At 64.3% G+C, this 21,475-nt stretch carries 19 protein-coding genes and 1 rRNA gene; 13 read left to right on the top strand and 7 right to left on the bottom strand.

Going from position 1 to position 21,475, the window contains the following annotated elements:
* The 4 genes from OXC99_03650 to OXC99_03665 form a co-directional block, all read left to right on the top strand.
* Positions 1–572, top strand: a 16S ribosomal RNA gene (locus OXC99_03650); the annotation flags it as partial.
* Positions 573–861: 289 nt separating this feature from the next.
* Complete coding sequence (locus OXC99_03655; protein MCY4624083.1) at positions 862–2,019, top strand: mandelate racemase/muconate lactonizing enzyme family protein; 1,158 nt, start codon at positions 862–864, stop codon at positions 2,017–2,019.
* A gap of 127 nt (positions 2,020–2,146) precedes the next feature.
* Positions 2,147–3,217 carry a hypothetical protein gene (locus OXC99_03660; protein MCY4624084.1) on the top strand — a complete coding sequence of 357 codons (1,071 nt, stop codon included), beginning with the start codon at positions 2,147–2,149 and terminating at the stop codon, positions 3,215–3,217.
* 177 nt (positions 3,218–3,394) lie between these two features.
* On the top strand, positions 3,395–3,730 hold the full coding sequence (locus OXC99_03665; GenBank protein MCY4624085.1) for a hypothetical protein: 336 nt from the start codon (positions 3,395–3,397) through the stop codon (positions 3,728–3,730).
* A gap of 317 nt (positions 3,731–4,047) precedes the next feature.
* Here the strand turns inward: OXC99_03665 and OXC99_03670 are convergent, their stop codons facing one another.
* Positions 4,048–6,057 (bottom strand): alpha/beta hydrolase domain-containing protein, encoded by a 2,010-nt coding sequence (locus OXC99_03670; GenBank protein MCY4624086.1) that lies wholly within the window; start codon positions 6,055–6,057, stop codon positions 4,048–4,050.
* 145 nt (positions 6,058–6,202) lie between these two features.
* Between OXC99_03670 and OXC99_03675 the strand changes: the two genes are divergently transcribed.
* Positions 6,203–6,952: a glucose 1-dehydrogenase gene (locus tag OXC99_03675; GenBank protein ID MCY4624087.1), complete on the top strand. Its 750-nt coding sequence runs from the start codon at positions 6,203–6,205 to the stop codon at positions 6,950–6,952.
* A gap of 21 nt (positions 6,953–6,973) precedes the next feature.
* Here the strand turns inward: OXC99_03675 and OXC99_03680 are convergent, their stop codons facing one another.
* A complete protein-coding gene (locus tag OXC99_03680; protein MCY4624088.1) occupies positions 6,974–7,342 on the bottom strand; it encodes a nitroreductase/quinone reductase family protein in 369 nt (122 codons plus the stop codon).
* Between the two features lie 135 nt (positions 7,343–7,477).
* Between OXC99_03680 and OXC99_03685 the strand changes: the two genes are divergently transcribed.
* The gene (locus OXC99_03685) at positions 7,478–7,894 is read left to right on the top strand and encodes a VOC family protein (protein ID MCY4624089.1); all 417 of its coding nucleotides are present in this window, start codon (positions 7,478–7,480) and stop codon (positions 7,892–7,894) included.
* A 70-nt stretch (positions 7,895–7,964) separates the two neighbouring features.
* Positions 7,965–8,384 carry a VOC family protein gene (locus OXC99_03690; protein MCY4624090.1) on the top strand — a complete coding sequence of 140 codons (420 nt, stop codon included), beginning with the start codon at positions 7,965–7,967 and terminating at the stop codon, positions 8,382–8,384.
* Between the two features lie 104 nt (positions 8,385–8,488).
* On the opposite strand, the gene OXC99_03695 is transcribed toward OXC99_03690, so the two are convergent.
* The 5 genes from OXC99_03695 to OXC99_03715 form a co-directional block, all read right to left on the bottom strand.
* Complete coding sequence (locus OXC99_03695; GenBank protein MCY4624091.1) at positions 8,489–9,841, bottom strand: hypothetical protein; 1,353 nt, start codon at positions 9,839–9,841, stop codon at positions 8,489–8,491.
* Positions 9,842–9,969: 128 nt separating this feature from the next.
* A complete protein-coding gene (locus OXC99_03700; GenBank protein ID MCY4624092.1) occupies positions 9,970–10,626 on the bottom strand; it encodes an RraA family protein in 657 nt (218 codons plus the stop codon).
* A gap of 3 nt (positions 10,627–10,629) precedes the next feature.
* A complete protein-coding gene (locus OXC99_03705) occupies positions 10,630–11,304 on the bottom strand; it encodes an RraA family protein (GenBank protein MCY4624093.1) in 675 nt (224 codons plus the stop codon).
* A 216-nt stretch (positions 11,305–11,520) separates the two neighbouring features.
* Positions 11,521–12,594: a hypothetical protein gene (locus tag OXC99_03710; GenBank protein ID MCY4624094.1), complete on the bottom strand. Its 1,074-nt coding sequence runs from the start codon at positions 12,592–12,594 to the stop codon at positions 11,521–11,523.
* A 108-nt stretch (positions 12,595–12,702) separates the two neighbouring features.
* Complete coding sequence (locus OXC99_03715; GenBank protein MCY4624095.1) at positions 12,703–13,707, bottom strand: amidohydrolase family protein; 1,005 nt, start codon at positions 13,705–13,707, stop codon at positions 12,703–12,705.
* A 260-nt stretch (positions 13,708–13,967) separates the two neighbouring features.
* On the opposite strand from OXC99_03715, the gene OXC99_03720 reads away from it, so the two are divergent.
* From OXC99_03720 to OXC99_03745, 6 genes are all read left to right on the top strand, one after another.
* A complete protein-coding gene (locus OXC99_03720; protein MCY4624096.1) occupies positions 13,968–15,272 on the top strand; it encodes a Rieske 2Fe-2S domain-containing protein in 1,305 nt (434 codons plus the stop codon).
* Between the two features lie 118 nt (positions 15,273–15,390).
* The gene (locus tag OXC99_03725; protein ID MCY4624097.1) at positions 15,391–17,202 is read left to right on the top strand and encodes an ABC transporter substrate-binding protein; all 1,812 of its coding nucleotides are present in this window, start codon (positions 15,391–15,393) and stop codon (positions 17,200–17,202) included.
* A gap of 382 nt (positions 17,203–17,584) precedes the next feature.
* Positions 17,585–18,949: a hypothetical protein gene (locus OXC99_03730; protein MCY4624098.1), complete on the top strand. Its 1,365-nt coding sequence runs from the start codon at positions 17,585–17,587 to the stop codon at positions 18,947–18,949.
* Positions 18,937–19,308, top strand: coding sequence for a hypothetical protein (locus OXC99_03735; GenBank protein MCY4624099.1), 372 nt, complete (start codon positions 18,937–18,939; stop codon positions 19,306–19,308). The genes OXC99_03730 and OXC99_03735 overlap by 13 nt, the downstream gene beginning before the upstream one ends.
* Positions 19,309–19,438: 130 nt before the next feature.
* Positions 19,439–20,449, top strand: a complete 1,011-nt coding sequence (locus OXC99_03740; GenBank protein ID MCY4624100.1) for an amidohydrolase family protein — start codon at positions 19,439–19,441, stop codon at positions 20,447–20,449.
* 15 nt (positions 20,450–20,464) lie between these two features.
* Positions 20,465–21,469: an amidohydrolase family protein gene (locus OXC99_03745; protein ID MCY4624101.1), complete on the top strand. Its 1,005-nt coding sequence runs from the start codon at positions 20,465–20,467 to the stop codon at positions 21,467–21,469.
* Positions 21,470–21,475: the final 6 nt, after the last annotated feature.

Below are 21,475 nucleotides of genomic sequence, written 5' to 3' on the forward strand. Positions count from 1 at the left end.
GATGCAAAGCGAAGAACCTTACCAGGGCTAGACATGATGGTAGTAGAACCCCGAAAGGGCGACGACCCGTTGAGTCGGGAACCATCACAGGTGCTGCATGGCTGTCGTCAGCTCGTGCCGTGAGGTGTTGGGTTAAGTCCCGCAACGAGCGCAACCCCTGTCCTGTGTTGCACTCTCACAGGAGACAGCCCCCCGCAAGGGGGAGGAAGGTGGGGATGACGTCAAGTCCGCATGGCCCTCACGCCCTGGGCTACACACACGCTACAATGGTGAGGACAACGGGCTGCAATCCCGTGAGGGGGAGCCAATCCCAGCAAACCTCATCTCAGTTGGAATCGGAGGCTGCAACCCGCCTCCGTGAACGCGGAGTCGCTAGTAACCGCAGGTCAGCACCACTGCGGTGAATACGTTCCCGGGCCTTGTACACACCGCCCGTCACGTCATGGAAGCCGGTAACACCTGAAGTCGCCGCGCTAACCCTCGGGAGGCAGGCGCCGAAGGTGGGACTGGTGACTGGGACGAAGTCGTAACAAGGTAGTTGTACCGGAAGGTGCGGCTGGATCACCTCCTTTCTAGGGAGCTTCTCCCCTCACAGGGAGAGATCCTAGGTCGGTGAGGCGCCCCAACCCCGCAAGGGGTCCGCCCCGCTACTCTCACGGGGCCCCATGGGGACCGCTTCTGAGAGCACAACGTTCGGAGCTTCGCCTTCTTTCCACTCTTTCACCGCTAAGGTGTCTTCTTTTGCCCTCCGTTCCCCCTGCGTCTCCTGCCATCCCTCCTCGTCCGCTGCTATCATGCGCGTCAACACGTCCCGCCCGAAGCCCACGCCCCGGCGCGGGCCGGCGCGTCACTGGAGGCGCCATGAAGGTCACCAAAATCACCAGCATACCCGTCCGCGCCGGCGCCTTCGGCGGCTTCTACGTCCGCGTCGACACCGACGCCGGCGTCTACGGCCTCGGCGAAGCCCTCATGGTCCTCGCCGGACAGGCCGTCGCCGCAGCCGTCGACCACCTCTCCGAGCTCGTCGTCGGCGAGGACCCCTTCTCCACCGAGCGCCACTGGCAGCACATGTTCCGCCGCGGCTTCTTCCCCGCCTCCGGCGTCTACTCCTGCGCCATCAGCGCCATAGACATCGCCCTCTGGGACATCAAGGGCAAGGCCCTTGGCATCCCCGTGCACGCGCTCCTCGGCGGCCCCGTCCGCGACAAGGTCATCTGCTACCCCCACTGCCAGGCGCCCTCGACCGATGCGCTCATCGCCAGCTGCGTCGACCACGTCGAGCGCGGCTGGAAGTTCGTCCGGTGGGGCCTGCCCGACAACAGCGGCCTGCACGGCGCCTCCGAGGGCGTTCTCGACCCCGTGAAGGCCGTCGATATCGGCGTCGAGCAGATGGCCCGCGTCCGGGAGGCCGTCGGCCCCGACATTCACCTCGCCTTCGACGTGCACACCCGCCTCGACACCGCCCACGCCGCCGCCTTCTGCCGCCGCGTCGAGGGTTACAACCCCTTCTTCATCGAGGACCCGCTGCGCGCCGAGAACCCGGCCAGCTATCGGACCCTCGCCCGCACCGTCAACGTCCCCATCGCCGCCGGCGAGCAGTGGTCGAACAAGTGGCAGTTCCGCGAGGCCATCGAGGACGAGACCATCAGCTACGCGCGCATCGATCTCTGCGGCGTCGGCGGCATCACGGAAGCGGCCAAGATCACCCACTGGGCGGAGACCCACTACATCGACATCGCCCCCCACAACCCCCTCGGCCCTGTCAGCGCGGCCGCCGGCGTCGCCCTGTGCACAGCGTCGACCAACGTCGGCGTGCTCGAGATGCCGAGGGCGCCGGGCACGTACGAGGCCGACCTGTTTCCCGTCCAGGTCGGCTTCCAGGACGGCTACGCCTTCAGCGAGGGCCGCCCAGGCCTCGGCGTCGAGATCGACATGGACGTGGCCGAAGCCAGGGCGTGGACGCCGAGCGGCTTCTACCCCCGCGTCACCCGCAGCGACGGCGGCCTGAACAACTGGTAGCCCCACAATTGCCCGGCTGCCCGCACACGCGCGCCGCTGCGTGTACACGCCTTGCGCCGTCTGCTATCATTGGGCTACAGGGATATTGTTTATCGTTATGTCAGCGTTTGCTTGAGAGGAGAGCGCAATGGGAGAAATCGTGCTTGGCATCGGAACGTCCCACAGCCCCATGCTCGCCCAGCCGCCGGAGCTCTGGGCCGTGCACGGGCAGAACGACAAGCGGAATCAGGAGCTGGTCTTCCCGCCTGACGGCCTCATCTACCCCTACGAGGAGGCGGCGGAGCGCGCCAACCCCGACATCGCCAGGCTGGTGGACGAAGAGCTCTACAAGAAGCAGCACGCCAACCTCACCAACGCCATCGAGGAACTGGCGAGCAGCCTGCGCGCCGCTAACCCCGATGCCGTCGTCATCATCAGCGACGACCAAGATGAGGTCTTCTTTGAAGACAACATGCCCATGTTCAACATCTACTGGGGCGACACCATTCCCCTCATCGCCCGGACGCCCCCGGACGACGCGCCGCCCGCCGTCAAGGCGATGGCGTGGGGCTACGGCGACGTCTCCATGGACGTCCCCGTCGACACCGCCCTGGCCCGCCACATCATCGAGCACATGATCGACAACGAGTTTGACGTGTCGCACTCCAAGTACCTCAAGGAAGAGTCCGGCGGCTACGTTGCCCGGCGCTACCCCACTCCCAACGGCGAGTCCACCTACGGCCGCATGACGGCCCCCCGCCAGCAGGGCATGCCCCACGGCTTCGCCTATGTCATCAAGCGGCTCATGCACAACGATCCCTTCCCCATCATCCCCGTCTCCCTGAACACCTGCTACCCGCCGAACCAGCCGACCCCGCGCCGCTGCTACGCCTTCGGCCAGCAGATCAAGGCCGCGGTTGACAGCTGGCACAAGGACGCCCGCGTCGCCGTCATCGGCTCCGGCGGCCTCAGCCACTTCGTCGTTGACGAGGAGCTCGACCGCGCCGCCCTCAAGGCGATGGTCGACAACGACGCCGAGACCCTTTCCAACCTCCCGCGACACCGCCTCAACTCCGCCGCCTCTGAGACCCGCAACTGGATCTCCGCCGCCGCGGCCTCCTCACACCTCAAGGGCGAGGTCCTCGCCTACGAGCCCGTCTACCGCACGCCCGCCGGCACCGGCGGCGGCTGGGGCATGGTCCGCTGGAACGGCCACTAGTCCCGATCGACACGGCATAGGAAGGGGCCTCTCCGGCAGCCGGAGAGGCCCCTCTACGTTTCTCTCGCCACCGACTGACTCGATGGCATCCTGCGCCCGGCGAAGGGGGGCCCCACAACCGCCGACCCTGCCATTTGCTCCTTGCCCCTGAGTCCAGCGCGTCCGTACGCTGGCCTCATGAACAAGAAAGACAAGCAGGACAAGGACCCCAAGCCGGCGCGAAAGCGGCCGGGCGCCCCGAAGGGCAACCAGAACGGCAGGAGGCACGGCCTCTACTCCAAGCTGTATCCCGTTGAATTCATGGACACGTTCGAGCGCCTCCGGCGGGAGCAGGGCCACCCGCCCTTGGACCCTGCGACGGCGCGTCAGCTCGAAGCAGTCACCCGCGACCCCCGCATGAACAAGCGGCTCCTTGTTGACTCAATCAACGCCATGCGCACGATGATCACCTTTGAGAGGGCGATAAGGACATTGCAAATGATGAGGAGACTGGAGCAGCGGAATCGGCCATGAACCCAGGCACAGCATTGATTCCTTCAACCCAATGCAACACAACCCGTTTTCCATACGTTTTGAGTCAGACGGCCCAATACGGCGCAATGCAAGACAATAGGGTTTCAGCTACAACCACGTCGCGGCATCACGTCGCAAAACGCGCAACTGCGCCCAAGCTGAAATGCGTGATTTCAGATACACACGTTCCGCAGAGATTTACTCTGGGACTCAACTCAATTCACGGGTCCCATCGATCACTGGAAAGGGCGCCGCAGGCGAGGGTCTTGCCCTCTGCCTGCGGCGCCCTTTGCGGGGTCCGTGAAGAGCCGTGGCCCCTAGTTCGTGAGCGCCAGCGGCGCCAGCGGCACGTTCGGGTCCAGCGGATTCCGGTTCCTTGCCGCCTTGACGTACCGGTCCGCGTCCTCCTGCAGCAGCAGCCGCTGGCCCACCAGCGCCTCCGCCGCTGCCTGGATGCGCTGCACGTACTCGTCGTGGCTGGCGTACCGCTCCTCGATCGACGGCCGCGGGTCGCCCGTGGCCTCCCGCTCCACCCTGGTGCGAGCGAAGGGCACGAAGCTGCCGGACAGCGAGAAGAAGTCGCCCGTGCCGACGCCCTCCTTGCGGAGACTCCAGCCAGTGTGCGTCCCCACGGGCGTCTGGATCTCCGGCGTGCGGATGCCGCCGAGGTCGTTGCCGTCATCGTCCACGACGGGCAGCTGAAGATGGTACTCCTGCCCCGGCACCGGCTGCGGCGGGTGCGCGCTGATGTGCCCCCGCTCGAAGTCGGGGCCGTAGTCGTACTTGGGCAGCCTGCTCGGCGATGGCGGCAGGTTGAAGCCCGGGATGGACGGGTAGTTGCCGATCACTTCCTCCCACCAGTCCAGCGTGCCGTCGGCGCGGCGGGGCACCAGGCTCTCGGGCGGCGCCGTGCCGTTGGTCGCCCACTGGTCCATGTTCTCCAGCATGGCGCGGAGCGTCGGCCCATTGGACATGGGGTTGTTCGGGTGCTGCGTGTAGTCGCCCTCGCCCAGGCCCGCGCCGCCGTGCTGCGCGCTGGCGATGACGTACATGCGCACGTTGTCCTCAAAGTCCAGGTCGTCGCCGTTGCGCGGGTCCGTGTGCCCCAGCGACGCGTGCCGCTGCCAGTACTCGGTGTTGGTGTGCGTGTGTACCACCAGCGGGTCCGACTCCGGTCGCTTCAGGACGGCGTCCACCTCCTCCGTGAACGGGTCCGGCACCGCCGAGTAGGCGAACGGGTACCACTCCGAGGGCCACTGGTGCTCCTCGTGCTGCCGTGGGTAGCGCCCTACCTGCGCGAAGCGGATGTTGAGGAAGACGCGCCCGCCGCCCGACACGTGCGGGTAGACGGCGTCGAAAACCCGCCGGCCCGTCGGGTCGACGTTGTAGCCGTCGTAGATGAACTGCCGCACCACCCGCGACGAGAGCGATTGCCCGTAGGTGTACACCTTGTCGACCGAGCCCGCGAGCGGGTTCGCGTTGCCGTCGGCGTCCTCGTCGTCGTACCGCAGGAAGGAGAGCAGGTCGCGGACGCCCACAAGGCCAAGTCCCATGACCCGCGACCGGCTGGTGGCGTAGATGAGCTCGTAGATGTGGCCGGGCTGGAAGCCATCCTTCAGGTACAGGTGCGTCTTGGAGGGCATGACCTTCACGTTGCCCGTTGCGTCCGGCCCGATTGTGGCGAAGGACCACTCGTCGCGCGGCACGTCCTCACGCTCGTCACGCTCCAGCTCCCGGCGCGTCAGCGTTGCGCCGTCTGGGTCGATCGGCTCGTAGCTGCGAATGGCCTTGTGGCCGCTGAGGGGGATGGAGAGCACGCCGGGGTCGTTGGCGATGAACTCCTGCCGCACAACGCCCTCCACGGGCTTACCGTTCTCCATCGCCTCGGGCAGGTCGCATGTGATCAGGCCGTCGCCGGGCAGCAGGTCGCCCTGCCAGCCCGAGAAGACAACAGTGTAGCCCTTTCGCATCAGGTAGCCGTTGCCGGCATCGGCCAGCGTGATCGGGTCCGGCGACCGTGGCGAGTCGTTGAAGCTCGACAGCGCCGTCCGGTTGCCCCGGTTGTTGACGTCGTACAGGATGCGCCGGTTCCCCTTGTCCAGGTCCACCGGCTTCAGGATGTCGAGGTCGGCGCTGAACTCCACCAACCCCTTGTCATTGCGCGGGGCGAGCTGCAAGTCGACGACGTTGCCGTTGGACGGGTCGTCGGGATCGAGGGCGAAGTGGACTTTGCCCACCAGTCGCTCGTACGGCCCAACGTCGCCGAACGAGTGGCCGTCGGCAAAGCCGAGCTGCTTGTTGAGGTCCAGGCGAATCTCCGTGTTCATGGCGTTTCTCCCATAGCGTAGTCAGAGACGTGCTTGTGACGCGTGCAGTCTATGCGGACGCGATTCGGCTGGCAAGGCATTGCCCATGCGCATAGCCTATACTGGCAACGACCGGAATACTGACGGGCACGCGAAAGGGGCAGCAATGCGGCTGGAAGGCAAGGTAGCAATAATCACCGGCGCCGCGCGCGGCATGGGCGCCGAAGAGGCCCGGATGTTCGCTCGTGAGGGCGCAAAGGTCGCCGTCGCCGACATCGCCGAGGAGGAGGCGCAGGCGGTCGTGGCCGAGATCGCAGAGGCGGGCGGAGAGGCGATGTTCCTCTCTCTCAATGTGGCCAGCGAGGAAAACTGGGCGGAGGCGGTTGCCACCGTGGTGGCCCGGTTCGGCGGTGTGGACATCCTCGTGAACAACGCCGGCGTCGACGGCGCCCACGAGCCTCACCTGCTGGACACTGAGCCCTGGGACGAGGTCATGGCCGTCAACGCTAGGGGGGTCTTTCTCGCCATGAAGACTATGATTCCGGAGATGCGGAAGGCGGGAAGGGGCTCCATCATAAACGTCTCGTCCATCTCGGGCTTCGTGGGCATGGAGGGCACCCACATGGGCTACAACGCCTCCAAGGCCGCGGTCCGCATCATGACCAAGTCGGCGGCCGTCCAGAACGCAAAGCAGGGCATCCGGGTGAACTCGGTGCACCCCGGCATCATGCCGCCTATGCAGCGGACCGTGCGCACGCCCGAGCGGGTTGAATACTTGGTGACGGAGAAGATTCCCATGGGGCGCATCGGCAGGGTCGAGGAGGTCGCGGCCGGTGTGCTCTTCCTCGCGTCCGACGAGGCGTCGTACATTACCGGCACGGAGCTCGTCATCGACGGCGGCTACCTGGCGATCTGAGGGATCGAGGCGAGGCTGTCCCTACTCCTGGAAGTCCACGCGAATCAGCGGGCTCTCCGCCACCCATCGGTCGACGTCCATGTGGGCCATGCGCGCCTCCGCCGCCTTCATCCTCGTGAGAATGTCCCGCTTCTCGTCGGAGTCCGTGATTGGCACGGCCTTCGACGGGATGTCGCGCTGGGCGCTCTCCTTGACGTGGAAGGTCATGTCCGGGTTGGCCAGCATGTTGGCGAACCAGGACCGCTTGCCGGGCAGGCTGGTCAGGTAGACGGCCCCGTCGACAAGGTGGTGCCATATCTCGATGCGGCGGGCCTCGCCGGACTTGCGGCCAATGGTGGTGATGTCAACGTTGCGGTCGACTTCCAGCGCCTGCCGAACGGCGTCGTCCATGACAGTTCTCCTGCGTAAGGTGACCCCACTGTAGTTGGCGTCGGACGCAGTGTCCACCGTGACACCCGTCCGTTGACGCGCCATCGGGCGCTCACTACACTACGGGCATCCCCAACCCCTCCCCGGAGGTGCTCTATGGCAAGGATCAGGCACATCGCTCTGGCCACTGACGACCCGGAGGCCACCGCGAAGTTCTACAAGGAGGGTCTGGGCCTCAAGGAGGTGGGGAAGGTCAATTCCACCACCGCCGAGGGCTACTACCTGAGCGACGGCCACGTCAACCTGGCCGTGCTCAAGTTCAAGGGCGACGACCCCGCCACCACCGAGGGCATCCTCCGCTACACCGGCGTCCACCATTTCGGCCTGCAGGTGGACGACATGGACGAGGCCCGCGCCCGCATTGAGGCCGCCGGCGCCGTCCACCGCCCCTACCCTGGCACCGAGGAGATGGCCGCCCGCGGCAACGTCGAGGTGAAGTTCTCGGGCCCCGACGGCGTCACCGTCGACCTGTCCGAGACCGGCTGGCTGGGCACGTCCGAGCCGGAGGACTAGCGGCCGTTCGCCCTGAGGGAAATCGAAGAAGGAACGGGCGGTCAATACGCAGCGGAGAGAGGAGAGCATCATGCCAAGGATCAAGCACATCGCCATCGCAACCCAGGACCCGGAGGCCACCGCCAGGTTCTACAAGGAGGGCCTCGGCCTGCGTGAGGCCGGCCAAGTCAACTCTGTCGCGGCGGAAGGCTACTACCTCACCGACGGCTACATCAATGTGGCCATCCTCCGCTTTAAGGACGACGACGCCGCCACGACCGAGGGCGAGATCCGCTACACAGGCATCCACCACTTCGGCTTTGAGGTGGACGCAATGGCTGAGGCGGAGGAGCAAATCCTGTCAGCGGGAGCCGTCCACCGGCCGAGTAGCATCACGACGGAAAACGCCCAGCTTCCACGCCACGGCAACGTCGAGGTGAAGTTTGTCGGCCCGGACGGCGTCACCGTCGACCTCTCGGAGGCCGGCTGGGTGGGAACTGCCCCGGACTAGGCGCCGCAGCGCTGCACAACGAAACGGGGGCGGCCGAGTGGCCGCCCTCGCTCCGCTGTCTTGCCCCAATTCCCGTGCTGACATACAGCCCTTGACCGAGCGCCCTAATTGAACAGATCCCGCAGTTTCTGCAGTTCCGCTTCACTATATCGGAAGGTGGCCGGGTCCCACACCATGGTGATCTCCGGTAGTTCTACGTGTTTGGTGATAGTCCCCGTAATCCGCGTAATCGCGACCTGTGTGTAGATGAGCAGCGCTGCCCCATCTTCCACGATGCACTCATTGGTGAAAAGGGTCGGCGTGCTGCCGCATTCCATGTACTGGTTGTCCTCATCAAAATAGTCGTCCTCGGGCGTGACACCCGGCTTCAGCACGGCAAACTGGTACCCCTGTCCTATGTCAGGCTCCTGGAACACGAAGGTGAAGGTTCCTTCGCCACACAGCGGAATGACGTGGGTGATGCTGGGCGCCATGACCAGCTCCACCTCTTGGTCGACCGCAAACTTCGTCGTCAGATCCGAGTGCATGACGTTGTTCGCGTCCTCGCTGTTGCCATAGCCGAAGGCGTGGCCGAGCTCATGCCAGAGGAGGCGCCGGACGGTCTCTCCGTCGTACGGCACCCAGTCACCGAGGCAGTTGGTCTCGCCCAGGGGTGCGAGGAGCCGACGGCTCTCGCCGACGATGGTGGCCTGGTGGCCGCCCGCGTCGCGCAGCCAGCCGATGGTGAAGTCGGGGGTCTCTTGCGGCCCGGAACGGCTGACCGTAAAGCCCTCCTCGGTCCAGGACGCCAGATCTTCGGTCAACAATTGGAGCGATTCTTCCACCCCATCCGCAGCGTACTCCGGCAGGTCGTCGACGGTGTAGGTAAGCAGGCCGGTTACGATCCCTCGCAAGAAGAGGTGGCCCAATGCCCGCTCCCACTCCGCCTCCCGCTGCAGCTCCGTCCGCGTAGAAGCAAGCTCCCGCTCCGCCCGCTGCTTCGCCAAGCGGTCACGAGACGCCACTTGTTGAGCCTCCTCCGCGGCATCCATTGCTGTTTGCGCCGCCGCTTCCGCCGCGATGCGCTCCTGCTGCTCCTCTCTGGCCTGCTGCAGCGCCTCATTCTTCAGCATCTCTTGGCTGATGCCCTCCTGCTCAGCGGTCGTCCTGGCAAGTGACTCGCGCTGCGTGGCCGCCTCCGCGACGCCCCTCGCAATGCGTGCGGCGTCAAGCTGCTGCTGCAGCGTCGCCTGTTGCTGTTGCAGGGATGCAACCTGCGACTCCGCATTCACCCGGCTTTGCGTTTGCACCTGGATCTCGGCCGCCGCTTCAGTGTCGTCCAGCTTGGCCAGGTCAAGGTCGCTGCGGACCGTGAAAAGGAGGTAAGTCGTCAGGCCAATGAGGCCCAGCATCACAAGAAAACCAAGGACTGTTCCGTTCAGAAATCGTGCGTTGCCGCGCCGTCTGTTCACTTGCATGGCCAACTTCCCAAGTAGGAAAGCCAGGCCATGTTGTGGCATGGTCTGGCTCCCGTGTGATACGGAGAAAGGAGGCTCACGGAAGGGTCAGCCTCATCTCCGTGGTCTGGTAAGTAGTCTGTGTGCAATTAGCTGGTCTGACGGGTCTGGAGCGCGTGGTAGCGGAACTTCTCCCGCGCCGCGTCCAGCCGGCCTCCCTTGGCGATCTCCTGCCGGATGTTGTCTTCCGCCTCTTCAATCTCTCGGCTGATGTTCAGCACCTCTTCAACACGCTCCTGCGGGATCACCACGATGCCGTCGGCGTCGCCGATGAGGACGTCGCCGGGCGTCACGTGGACCTCGCCCAGCGAGCAGGGCTCATTGATGCCGACGCACTCCACGCGGTCCTTGCCGGTGCGCATGGTGTTGCCCCGGCTGAAGATGGGGTAGCCCAGCTCCAGGCTGCGCATCGCGTCTCGGCAGACACCGTGGATAACCGTGCCCGCAACCTTGTTGCGGTGGGCCATGATCGTCAGGATGTCGCCCCAGACGGTTGCGTTCGGCTTGCCCTCGTTGTCCAGGACCACCACGTACCCCTCGGGCACCTCGTCGATGTAGTCGCCCACGTTGCCCGGCTTCACCGCGTCGACGGGAATGGTCTTCACCGTGAAGGCCCGCCCGGCCAGTCGGAAGCTGCGGGCCAACGGCATGATGCCGACGGCCTGCCCGTTGATCCCCAGCCTGTCCAGGGCGTCGCTGATGGCGGTGGTCCCCATTGTGTTCAGCTCTTCAATGACCTTCTCCATGGACTACTTCCTTTCCAGCATGGTTTCGTAGTTGGACCCCATGACCTGGCTGATGGGCACGCCCGACAGCACGTCCTTGGTCATGAGCGCCTCTCTGGCCGCGATATCCTCCGCCGCAGCCACCGCTTCCTCCGCGTGGTCGGCCGAGATGAAGACGACGCCGCTGCTGTCCGCGATGACGAGGTCGCCCGGCTTCACCCAGACGCCGCACATCTCGATCAGCTCGTTGCACGACTCTTCGATAATGCGTGTCCGGGCGGTTACCTGCACCCCGGCGCGCCCGTAGACCGGCAGGCCCAGCTCCCGGCTCTCGTCCACGTCCCGAACGGCCCCGTCGACGATGACGCCCGCGACGCCCTTGACCTTGGCGCCGTTCGATAGGATGCCGCCCCACGCAGCGCAGTCGAGGCGCCCGCGGTGGTCGATGACAATGACGTCGCCCGGATTGGAGGCCTCGATGGCTGCCGCACCCAAGTGTCGCGTCGAACGCTCGCCACCGAAGGCTTTCATACGCGTCGTGACAACACGCCCGCAGATCTTGGCCGTCACCGTGAGGGGCCGCAGGCCAATGACCGAGCCCTTCAACCCCAACCGGTCCAGGGCGTCTGAGGCCGCACAGGCGTCGACCTTGGAGAGGCGTGCAACCAGGGTTTCCTGGGCCGCTTCCTGCGTTGCCATAGGAGTACCCCCACAAGCGGAATGCTGTGCGCAGTGTAACGCCTTGGGAGGCAATACGCTAGCAGTTTGGAGGGAATGAATTTCGCGTTTCTTGGGCAATTTCGCGAGAAACGGGGGGAGTCCGGACGGCCTGGGGCGCCGGTGTCGGGCCGCCAGAGAAGCAAAAAGGGGCCCCGCCTGACAGGCGGGGCCCCTGGTATCCGTGTCAGCTTGGACTTACGTCCACTCAACCATGCCCCAGCCGCCGCCGGTGCCGGCGTTGGTGCGGTACACGGGCTCGTAGCCGATCTTCTCTGCCTTCAGGTGTTCCAGCGCCCCCGCGATGGTGACCCAGTTCAGGGTCTCAGAGGCGGCGGAGTGCAGGCGATGGCGCGGCAGGTTCATCAGGATGTCCGCGTCGTTGTCCACCATGCCCTTGAGCGCGGTGCGGTCCAGCTCCTCGTCCACCGTGAAGTGGCTCAGGCCGCCGGAGGTCATGATGGCCACCCGGGTGCCGTTGCCGCCGCTCCAGGACTCGACGGCCTGGCGGATGGCACGGCCAAACTCGAAGCAGCGCTTGGCGCTGGGCTGGTTCGGCGGGTAGCAGGTGTTCTGCCAAATGGGAACGATGGGGATGAGGTTCTCCTCCATCACGCGCTTCACCACGAAGCTCCACGCGTGGGGCAGGCCGAACTGCCGGGGCTGGGTCACGCGGACAGTCTCCATCTCGCCGCCCTTGGAGTGCGGGTACCGGTGGCCCACTGTGCCGCCGGGGTTCTCCCGCAGGTACTTCGAGTGGGACACGTCAAAGTCGTGGTCAATCATGTACTCGATGATGTGGCGGCCCAGTTCGGAGACCACGGGGATCTCCAGCTCGCGCTGGGGGTAGCCCGCCGCGGAAGCCTTGGCGGCCTCGGATGCGTCCGGCGCCACCTTGCGGGGGTAGTAATTGATGGAGTCGCCCCAGTAGACCATGAAGGCAGGCATGTTGTCCTCGAAGAGCATCTCGTCCTGGTCGTCGCCAACCATGACGGCGATGTCGGGCTTGATGCGCTTGTAGGTCTCCGCCAGGTGGGCGATCGCCGCGTCAGTGTTTTCCTTCTGCCGCTTGTGGGTCTCATAGTTGCAGAGGTCCGCAATGCTGGGGTTGGCCCGCTCCAGGGCCTCCTCGAAGCTGTAGATCTCGCCGGTCGGAGCGAAGCACAGCTCCTTGTTCCGCTGGTCGTTGAGGGCGTGGTTTGCCCAGAGCTCAGCCGGCTGCATGAGCATCGGGCTATGGGAGGTCCCTATTCCCAAAACAATCTCTGGCATCTCTTCCTCCTTCGTCCTGTGAACCCTTACTCTTCCTGGCCGTTCTTGGTCGCAGATTATAGACCCCGGTGGGGAATGCGTCCACCACCGGGGTCAAGTGCGCAGAAACTAGGCGATGGAAAAGCGCGGGAACGCCTTCTTCGCGGTGTCCTCAAACACGTTCTTGCGGTCCTGGTCCGACAGCCAGTCAATGGACTCGATGACGGGCTTCAGGTCGTCCAGCCACTCGCCCGTCTCGGGGTTCTGGCTGGAGCCGGAACCCGGGTTCTCCGTGCCGAACATGCAGCGGTCAGTGCCGCAGATCTGGAACAGCAGGTCCAGGCTCTCCTTGTTGTACAGCACCGCGTCGAAGTAGAGCTTGCGCAGGGACTCGTCGAAGGTCTCGACGTCCTTCTCGCGCCAGCGGTGGGCGCGCCACCGGCCAATCTGGTAGGGCACCGAGCCGCCGCCGTGGCACACAATGATCTTCAGGTCCGGGAAGGTGTCCAGCGTGTTGTGGTCCATGAGGGACATGATGGCGATGCCCTCTTCCGTGATGAAGTGGTTGGAGTAGGTCTCCCTGTTGTTGCGGCAGGACGCCGTGTGGATCAGGGCGGGCACGTCCAGCTCAATCATCTTCTCATAGAGGGGGTACCAGTACTCGTCGCCCATGGGAGGCATGTAGGGGTCCTGCCCCTCTGAGGGGTCAGGGTCGATCATGACGCCGACGAAGCCCAGCTCCTTGACGCACCGCTCCATCTCCTCGAAGACGATGCTCACGGGCTCGCCCCACACCTGCGGCAGGCCGCAGACGCCGCGGTAGCGGTCGGGGTAGTAGTCGACGGACTGCTTGATGGCGTCGTTGTTGGCCTTGCAGAAGTCCTCGACGATGCTGGCAAGCGGGTCAGAGTGCATCAGCTGGAAGGGCCGCGGCGAGAGGAATTGGACGTCCGTGCCGACGCCGTCCATGCGCTTGACGTGGTTGTCGACCACTGGGCGCATGCGCTCGTCGGAAATCTTCAGGCTGCCGCGCTTGCGGTGGATGCGGCTGGAGAGCAGTCCCGCCTTGAACGCCATGAGCTCCGGCGGGCTGTTGAGGTGCCCGTGAATGTCTACAACCTTGTAGTCCGCCATGGGGCCTCCTTACGCTCTGATTTTCCTTGCGGCGGAGGAGAAAGTAGATAACACGGGCGCACGCGTACGCGCGCCGCCGCCATAAGTTAAGAGCGCCCAAAGTATCGTTCTCGGAGGGGCCCGTGTCAATCGCGCCAGCGGCAACCCGGAATTTGCCTTGACCCGATGCAGAAACCGGCGTATCCTCTGCGCACCAAAGTGGGTGGCGTGTGCCGTCCACATCACCTTGGATTGGCAAAGACATAGGGAGGATTAAAGGCATGCTCACACAGGAAGACAATGAACTGATCTGTCGAGTAGGCCCCGGCGCGCCCATGGGCGAGGTGATGCGCCGCTACTGGCACCCCTTGCTCATCTCCGACGAGCTCCCGGAGCCGGACTGCCCGCCCGTCCGTGCCCGGCTGCTGGGCGAGGACCTGATCGCCTTCCGCGACACAAACGGCAAGATCGGACTCATCGCCGAGTCGTGTCCCCACCGGGGCGCGTCACTGTTCTTCGGCATCAACCAGGAATGCGGCATCATGTGCATCTACCACGGATGGAAGTTCGACGTGAACGGTGACTGCGTCGACATGCCATCCGACATGCCCGGCAGCCAGTTCAAGGAGAAGGTGCACGTCACGGCATACCCCACCGTCGAGTCGGCCGGCGTCATCTGGGCGTACATGGGACCAAAGGAGAAGCAGCCCGCGCCGCCAAACTACATCTTCAACAACCTGCCCCCGGATCACGTCATCGCCTACCGCGTGCCCATCTACTGCAACTACCTGCAGAGCATGGAGGGCAACATCGACTCCACCCACCTGGGCACGCTGCACGTCTACCACCAGGACAAGGTTCCCGTTGACCTCGACACCGACAGGCCGGGCTACCCGTCTCCCAAGTTCGCGCTCTACTCCCGCGCAAAGTACCGCTACGCCCGCGTCGACGTACAGGACACGGACTACGGCTTCCGCCTCATCGCCGAGCGCCCCACTGACGCCGGCAACAAGTACATCCGCACTAACTGCTTTGTCCTGCCGTACACGGCCTTCATTGCAGCCCAGCGCCGAGGCGCAGCGGGCGTGCTCATCCAAGTGCCGATTGACGACTACACGAACCAGCGCGTGGGCATCCGTTACAACGTCCACGCCCCATTCACCGCCGCGGAGCGACGGCAGACCATCGAAACAGGCGCGCTAATGGACCCGAACGAGCCCAAGAAGCGGCTCAAGAGGGCCGAGAACGACTACATGGTCGACCGCTGGGCCCAGAAGAACACCATTCTGGCAGGCATCTGGCCCATCCCCGAGCAGGACTACGCCCTGATCGAGACCATGGGCGCAATCTACGACCGCACCAAGGAGCACCTCTACGGCGGCGACGCGGCCATCATCCGCTGCCGTCAGATGCTTTTGGCGATGGCCCGCAACATCCAGGAAGGGATTGACCCGCCGGGCCTCGACCCAGACATTCCGACGCACATGATCCAGTCGGAAGAGATAGTTATCGGCCCCGACGACGACCCGTGGCTCGTCGCGGCAGACGCCGGCGAGACCACCAAGCGAGGTGAGCGCCTCCGGTAGCTGACCTCAGCAACGGAAAGGGGGACGGGTTTTCAGGCTAAACGCCTGTACCGTCCCCCTATGTTTTGGCAAGGTGACCGAGCCCGGACTGGCAACAAGAGGAGAAAGGAGCGGATCAATGACAATGCCACTTAGTGGAATGGGGTTACGGTTGCTCCTGATTATGGTGCTGGCAGTCGCCCTCTCCGCGGCCTGCTCCAGCAGTGACACCGGTGGAGGAACCCAGACGGCGCCCGTACAGCAGGCCGCGCCCGCCGCTCCTCAGGTCCCGGCCCCAGCGCCGGCGGCCGCAATGCCCGCCGAAAGCGCGCCAGGCACCGCAATGGCGCCGGCCGCAGCAGCCAAGCCCGTTGCGGACCCAGGGGCAGCGCCCAGAGAAGCCCTGGAAGCCAAGATCCAGCGTGTTGTATTTGGCGTCAACGTGCTGAGCCAGGAGTACAGCATCATGCGCCACGGCAGTCAGACCCAGTCCATCCAGTACCGCCCGGAGTACGAGCATCTCGTTGCCCTGGACCCTGATACCGGGCAAACGATCCCGGAGCTGGCGACGGAGTGGTCACTTGAGCCGGACGGCCTCTCCTTCCGTTTCAAGTTGCGGAAGGGTGTCCAGTTCCACCGCGGCTGGGGAGAGTTTACGGCGAGGGACGTAATCCACACCCATGAACAGCTCGCGCTCCCGGACTCGGAGCACGCCCAGGCCTTCAGCTGGGCGCGGGACGTCAGCAGGGTGGATGCCGTTAATGACTACGAAGTGATCTTCCGCCTCACCAGCCCCGACGCGAACTTCCTGAGCAAGTTGGGTGAGCAGCAGAGCATGATGCCCATCCAGAGCAAGGCCAACTTTGACGCTGAGGGCGAGCCGACAACTCCGGAAGCGTTGTTCATCGCCGGCACGGCGCCGTACCAGATGCAAAGCCGGTCCCTCTCCAGCTACATCCGCTTTGAACGGCCTGAGGGGAATCACTGGCGCATCACACCGGACTTCGAGGAGTTTGAGTACAAGTTCGTGGCTGAACCTTCAACCCGCCTCGCCGGCTTGCTGGCGGGCGAAATGCACATAGCCGACATTCCCAAGGACCTGCAGCCGCAGGCAACCGGCAAGGGCATGGGCATCGCCAACGGCAACGTTCCCGGCCTGCGGACGTGGGTCAATATTTCCTGCTGCTGGGCGGACCCGGAGACGGGGGCATACCCCGCCAGACCCGACAGTCCATTGACCGACGTTAGAGTGCGTAAGGCGCTGTCCAAGGCCATTAACCGCCCGCTCCTCAATGAGGCCTTCTTCCGGAACTCGGCCTCCCCAATGTACATGAACCACTTCCACCCCACTCGGCTGGCGTGGAACCCTGACTGGGAGACCAACTTCCCGGAGCAGCACGGCTATGACCCAGCCGCGTCCCGAGCGATCCTTGCGGAAGCCGGGTACAACGAGAACAACCCGCTCGAGACCAACTTCGACATCGCGGAGTTGCCCCACTACGCTGGAGCCAGCGACCTGGGCGAGGGCATCATCGGCATGTTCGACGACGTCGGAGTGAAGGTGAACATACTCACCAGAGAGTCCGCGATACGCTCGGCCGCGCGACGAGCATTCAAGGACGCCAACCACCTCATCGTCTCGGCGTCCAGTTCTGACCATTTCTTCGGGTTCGCGGTGTGGACCACGCCCATCTTCTCAAAGACCAACGCCAACAACATTCCCGCAATCAACGACATTACGAGGACGGGAATGCAAACACTGGACCCTGAGGCGCAGTTTAACGTTTGGAGGGACATAGGGAACGCATACTATGATGCCTACCTGACCCTGCCGCTCTTCTGGCTCCCGGCGGAGGCGGTATACAACCCGGAGTTCATCTCCGACTATGTCTTCCCGGGGTCCATCACCGGCACGTGGACGCACATCCAGAACATCAGGGCAGCCCAGTAGCGCTTGACGCCCAGCGAGGCGCCAAAACCAGGGCTGAACACCCCACCCTTGCGCGGGGTTCCTGCGCTCAGGGGTGGGGTGTTCTTAAGCATTGAGGTGAACTCCTTACACCCTTCTGGTTAAAGGCGGGGGCTTGCAAAGGCACGCAATGACGGATATGACTCATCATCCGGGGTGCAATCGAGCAAGGCAGACCGACTTGCGGGCGCTGCTTCTGTGCGTGTTGGCGTTGGCTGCAGCGTGTGTGAGTCAGCAGCCCGCAGCCCTTGAGGGTCCCGCCCCGGCGTCGGCGCCGCGGCTGCCCGTTACGCCGGAGTCTGGACTGGTTCCACCGCCCTCCCCACTTCCTGTCGCTGCGGTCTCGACTGCCCCCCCTGCGCCCGTGTCCACAGCCACTCCGGTCCCCGCCACCACGGTGCCCACGGCGGTTCCCACGCCCGCGTCGACCCCAACACCCGAACAGGACCCATGGGCTGCCTTCTGGTCTATCCCCTGGATTGCGGACGGCGTGCGTCCCGTCCCGGAATCTGGTTCCTCCGGCATCTACGACGACCCTATGAAGTATGAGGTCGAGTACGTCGCGCTGTTGGAGGGTCTGGGCCACACCTCTCCCCGCTTCTTCTCTGTCCTGGTACGGGAGTCGTGGGTTCGGGACGGGTTCAATCGTGTTGAGATGAACGTGTTCTCTGACCTCCTGGATATCGGCTTCCGGGATGAAGAGGCAGCATTGAGGATCATGGGGCTCCCCATCTTTGACGCCATCACGCTCGGGACCCATTCCATTGTTGACACGCTGTCCCAGCTCTTGGAAAGGTCCGGCCAGTTGGCGTTGCGCTCGGTGCTTGAACACCCGTCCCTCGACGTCTCCAGCCATGATCGGATGTTCCTGAGTATCAACCAGCTGGGATTGGCGCAGGAAAACCCGAGGGCTGCGGAGGACCTCGATTCCTTGCCGTGGGTGGCGGACGGCGTTTCTCCCGCAGAGGCTCCCGGCTTCATCACCCTGGCCTACCTTGCAGTGGAGCACGATGCACTCTTTGACCCGCTCTTTGCAGCCGTGATGGCCAAGCACTGGATGCAGGACGATTTCACCGCCAATGAGCGCCGCGCCGTCATTGGGCTGCAGGGAATCGCTCGGGGGATTGAAATGGATGGGCTGTCCACAGCCTTGCGCATCCTCCGGATGCCTTTCATGGATTCGGTGAACGGGGCAGACGGCGCGGCGGCGGATTCCCTGGGAGACCTCTTCTGGAGCCTCGGCGGAGATGCGTTCAGGCAACTGCTGGAGCATCCCGCCCTGGTAGACGGCATCACTGACGACCAGGCTGTTCAGGTAGGGATGCTGCCGATGACAGCCCCTGACCGCCCAGATTTGACGGAGGCATTGCTCGACCCTTCCCGGATCACCATAGACAAACGGGACATCCAACTCCCACACACCGGGGATGTGGTGCTGGCCGTGGTGCACGTCACCCCCGGCGCGCAACACCCCACCATGGACATTCTGGAGCGCATGGTGCGCCACCACGAGGCATTCATGGGCATCCCCTATCGCTGGGACTACATCGCCGTCCTCGTCGCGGACGTCAACAACGCGGCCGGCGGTGGTGGGCCCGCCGCGTTGTTGACCATTGATCCGGGCAGGGAGCCGGACGCTTTGCTCATCGCCCATGAGTTGGCCCACGTGTACTGGCCCTACTCCCCCGGTGGATCGCCGAAGGCGCGGCGACGTTCATGGAGCGCCTGACGTATGAGGAGCCGTTCTCACCGCCTGTGTGCAGCAGTGCGGACAATCTGCTCCAGTGGGAGGAGAGATCACAAGGTCTCCCACGGCTTGGAGACAGCTGCCACTACTGGTTGGGGTATGGCCTCTTCCAGGACCTGTACGAGGCCCTCAGCGACACCGCCTTCCGCCCGGCCTTCTCCCGCCTCTACGTCTCGCTGCGGGACGAGGCCCATGCCGGCCCCTGTTTCGGGATCGAGCGCGGCGTCTGCTACGTTCGGGCCGCCTTCATGGATGAAGCCGACTCGGAGGAAGCGGCTGCCACCGCCGAGCGCATCATCGACCACTGGTATGACGGTCCCGGTCAGACGGCTGCGCCGTAGCCGCCAGGCCACCCCTCGCCTGCCTCCTTCGCCACCCCGCCCTCTTCCCCACCTCGCGCCCCTGTGCTACCATCCCGAAAGTTTCGCTCTTGCATGGCCTACGGCCGTGCTATGCCGCAAAGGAGAAGTCATGATTATCGACGTCCACGGGCATTACACCACCGCCCCGCGTCAGCTCCGCGAGTGGCGAGACCGCCAAATCGCCGACTACCCCTCGGGTCGCCCGTTCCGCGAGCCTCTGGATATCAGCGACGATGAGATACGCAAGACCATCATCAACGGGCAGCTCAAACTGCAGCAGGAGCGCGGCACAGACGTCGCCCTCTTCTCACCCACTGCCGGGGGCATGGCCCACCACTACGGCGACTTCAACACCAGCCTCCAATGGACCCGGACCGTCAACGACCTGGTGAAGCGCGTCGCGATGCTCTTCCCCAGCAACTTCATCCCCGTTTGCCAGTTGCCGCAGTCGCCCGGCGTGGAGCCGGAGACGTGCCTGGAGGAGCTGGACCGGTGCGTGAATGAGCTCGGCTTTGTCGCGTGCAACGTCAACCCAGATCCGTCGGACGGCTACTGGACCGGCCCGCCCATGACGGACAAGTGGTGGTACCCGCTCTATGAGCGGATGGAGGAGCTTGAAGTGCCCGGGATGCTGCACGTCAGCATGTCCTGCAACCCCAATTTCCACGGAACGGGCGCCCACTACATTAACGGCGACACCACCTTCTTCATGCAGCTCATAGAGGGGGACCTCTTCAAGGACTTCCCCAATCTGAAGTTCGTCATCCCCCACGGCGGCGGGGCCGTTCCCTACCACTGGGGCCGCTACCGGGGCATCAACCAGGACAGGGGCAATGCGCCCCTGGAAGAGCGCTTCCTGAACAACATCTACTTCGACACCTGCGTCTACCACCAGAAGGGCATCAACGCGCTCACGGAGATCATCCCGGTCGACAACATCCTCTTCGCGTCCGAGATGATCGGCGCCGTGCGTGGCGTCGACGCCAACACCGGCCGAAACTTCGACGACACCAAGCCCTACGTCGACAACTCGCCGCACCTGTCGGACGAGGACCGGCAAAAGATCTTCGAGGACAACGCGAGGCGCGTATACCCACGCATCAACAACTACCTGAAGTAAGGGGCAGTATCGCGCATGATCATCGACAGCCACGGGCATTACACGACGCTGCCGCCGGCAGTGGATGCTTGGCGCTCACGCCAGATAGCTGAGCTTGCGTCGCCCGCCAAGGGCTCCATTCGCGTCAGCGATGACGAGATCCGGGAAACCCTTGAGAACGGCCAGATAAAGCGGCTGCGGGAGCGCGGCACGGACAAGATGTTCTTCTCGCCGCGCGCGTCCTCCATGGGGCACCACTTCGGCGGCGAGAAGATCAGCCTCTACTGGACTCAGCACTGCAACGACCTCATCGCGCGTGTCGTCAGCCTCTACCCGGACGACTTCATCCCCGTATGCCAGCTTCCCCAGTCGCCCGGTGTGCCGCCCAAGGCATCCATCGAGGAGCTGGAGCGGTGCGTGAACATGGGCTTCGTCGGCTGCGTGATGAACCCTGACCCATCGGGCGGTTACTGGACTGACCCGCCCCTCAGCGACAAGGATTGGTGGTATCCCTTCTACGAGAAGCTGATGGAACTGGACACGCCTGCAATGGTGCACGTTAGCGCCACGTGCAACCCCAACTTCCACAGCACCGCGTCTCACTACATGAACGCGGACACCACGGCCATCGTCCAACTGCACCAGAGCACCGTCTTCCAGGACTTCCCCGGCCTTAGGATCATCGTTCCCCACGGCGGCGGCGCCATTCCCTACCAGTTTGGCCGCTACAGGGGCATTGCTCTGCGCGACGGCTTCCAGCCCTTTGACGAGTTCATCAAGAACATCTACTTCGACACGGCCATCTACGACAGGAACGGTCTGGAGCTGCTGCTCAAGGTGGCGGGCATCGACAACGTGCTCTTCGCCTCGGAGATGATCGGCGCGGTCAACGCCATTGACCCGCAGACTGGCCGCTACTTTGATGACCTCAAGCCAACCATCGACGAGATCGACTGGCTTACCGATGAGGACCGCACCAAGCTCTTTGAGGGCAACGTCAAGCACGTTTACCCTCGGCTCAGGCAGCACTTGAAGGACTAAGCCAAA

The sequence above is a fragment of the Chloroflexota bacterium genome (assembly GCA_026713825.1).
Lineage (GTDB): Bacteria > Chloroflexota > Dehalococcoidia > Lucifugimonadales > UBA1127 > UBA1127.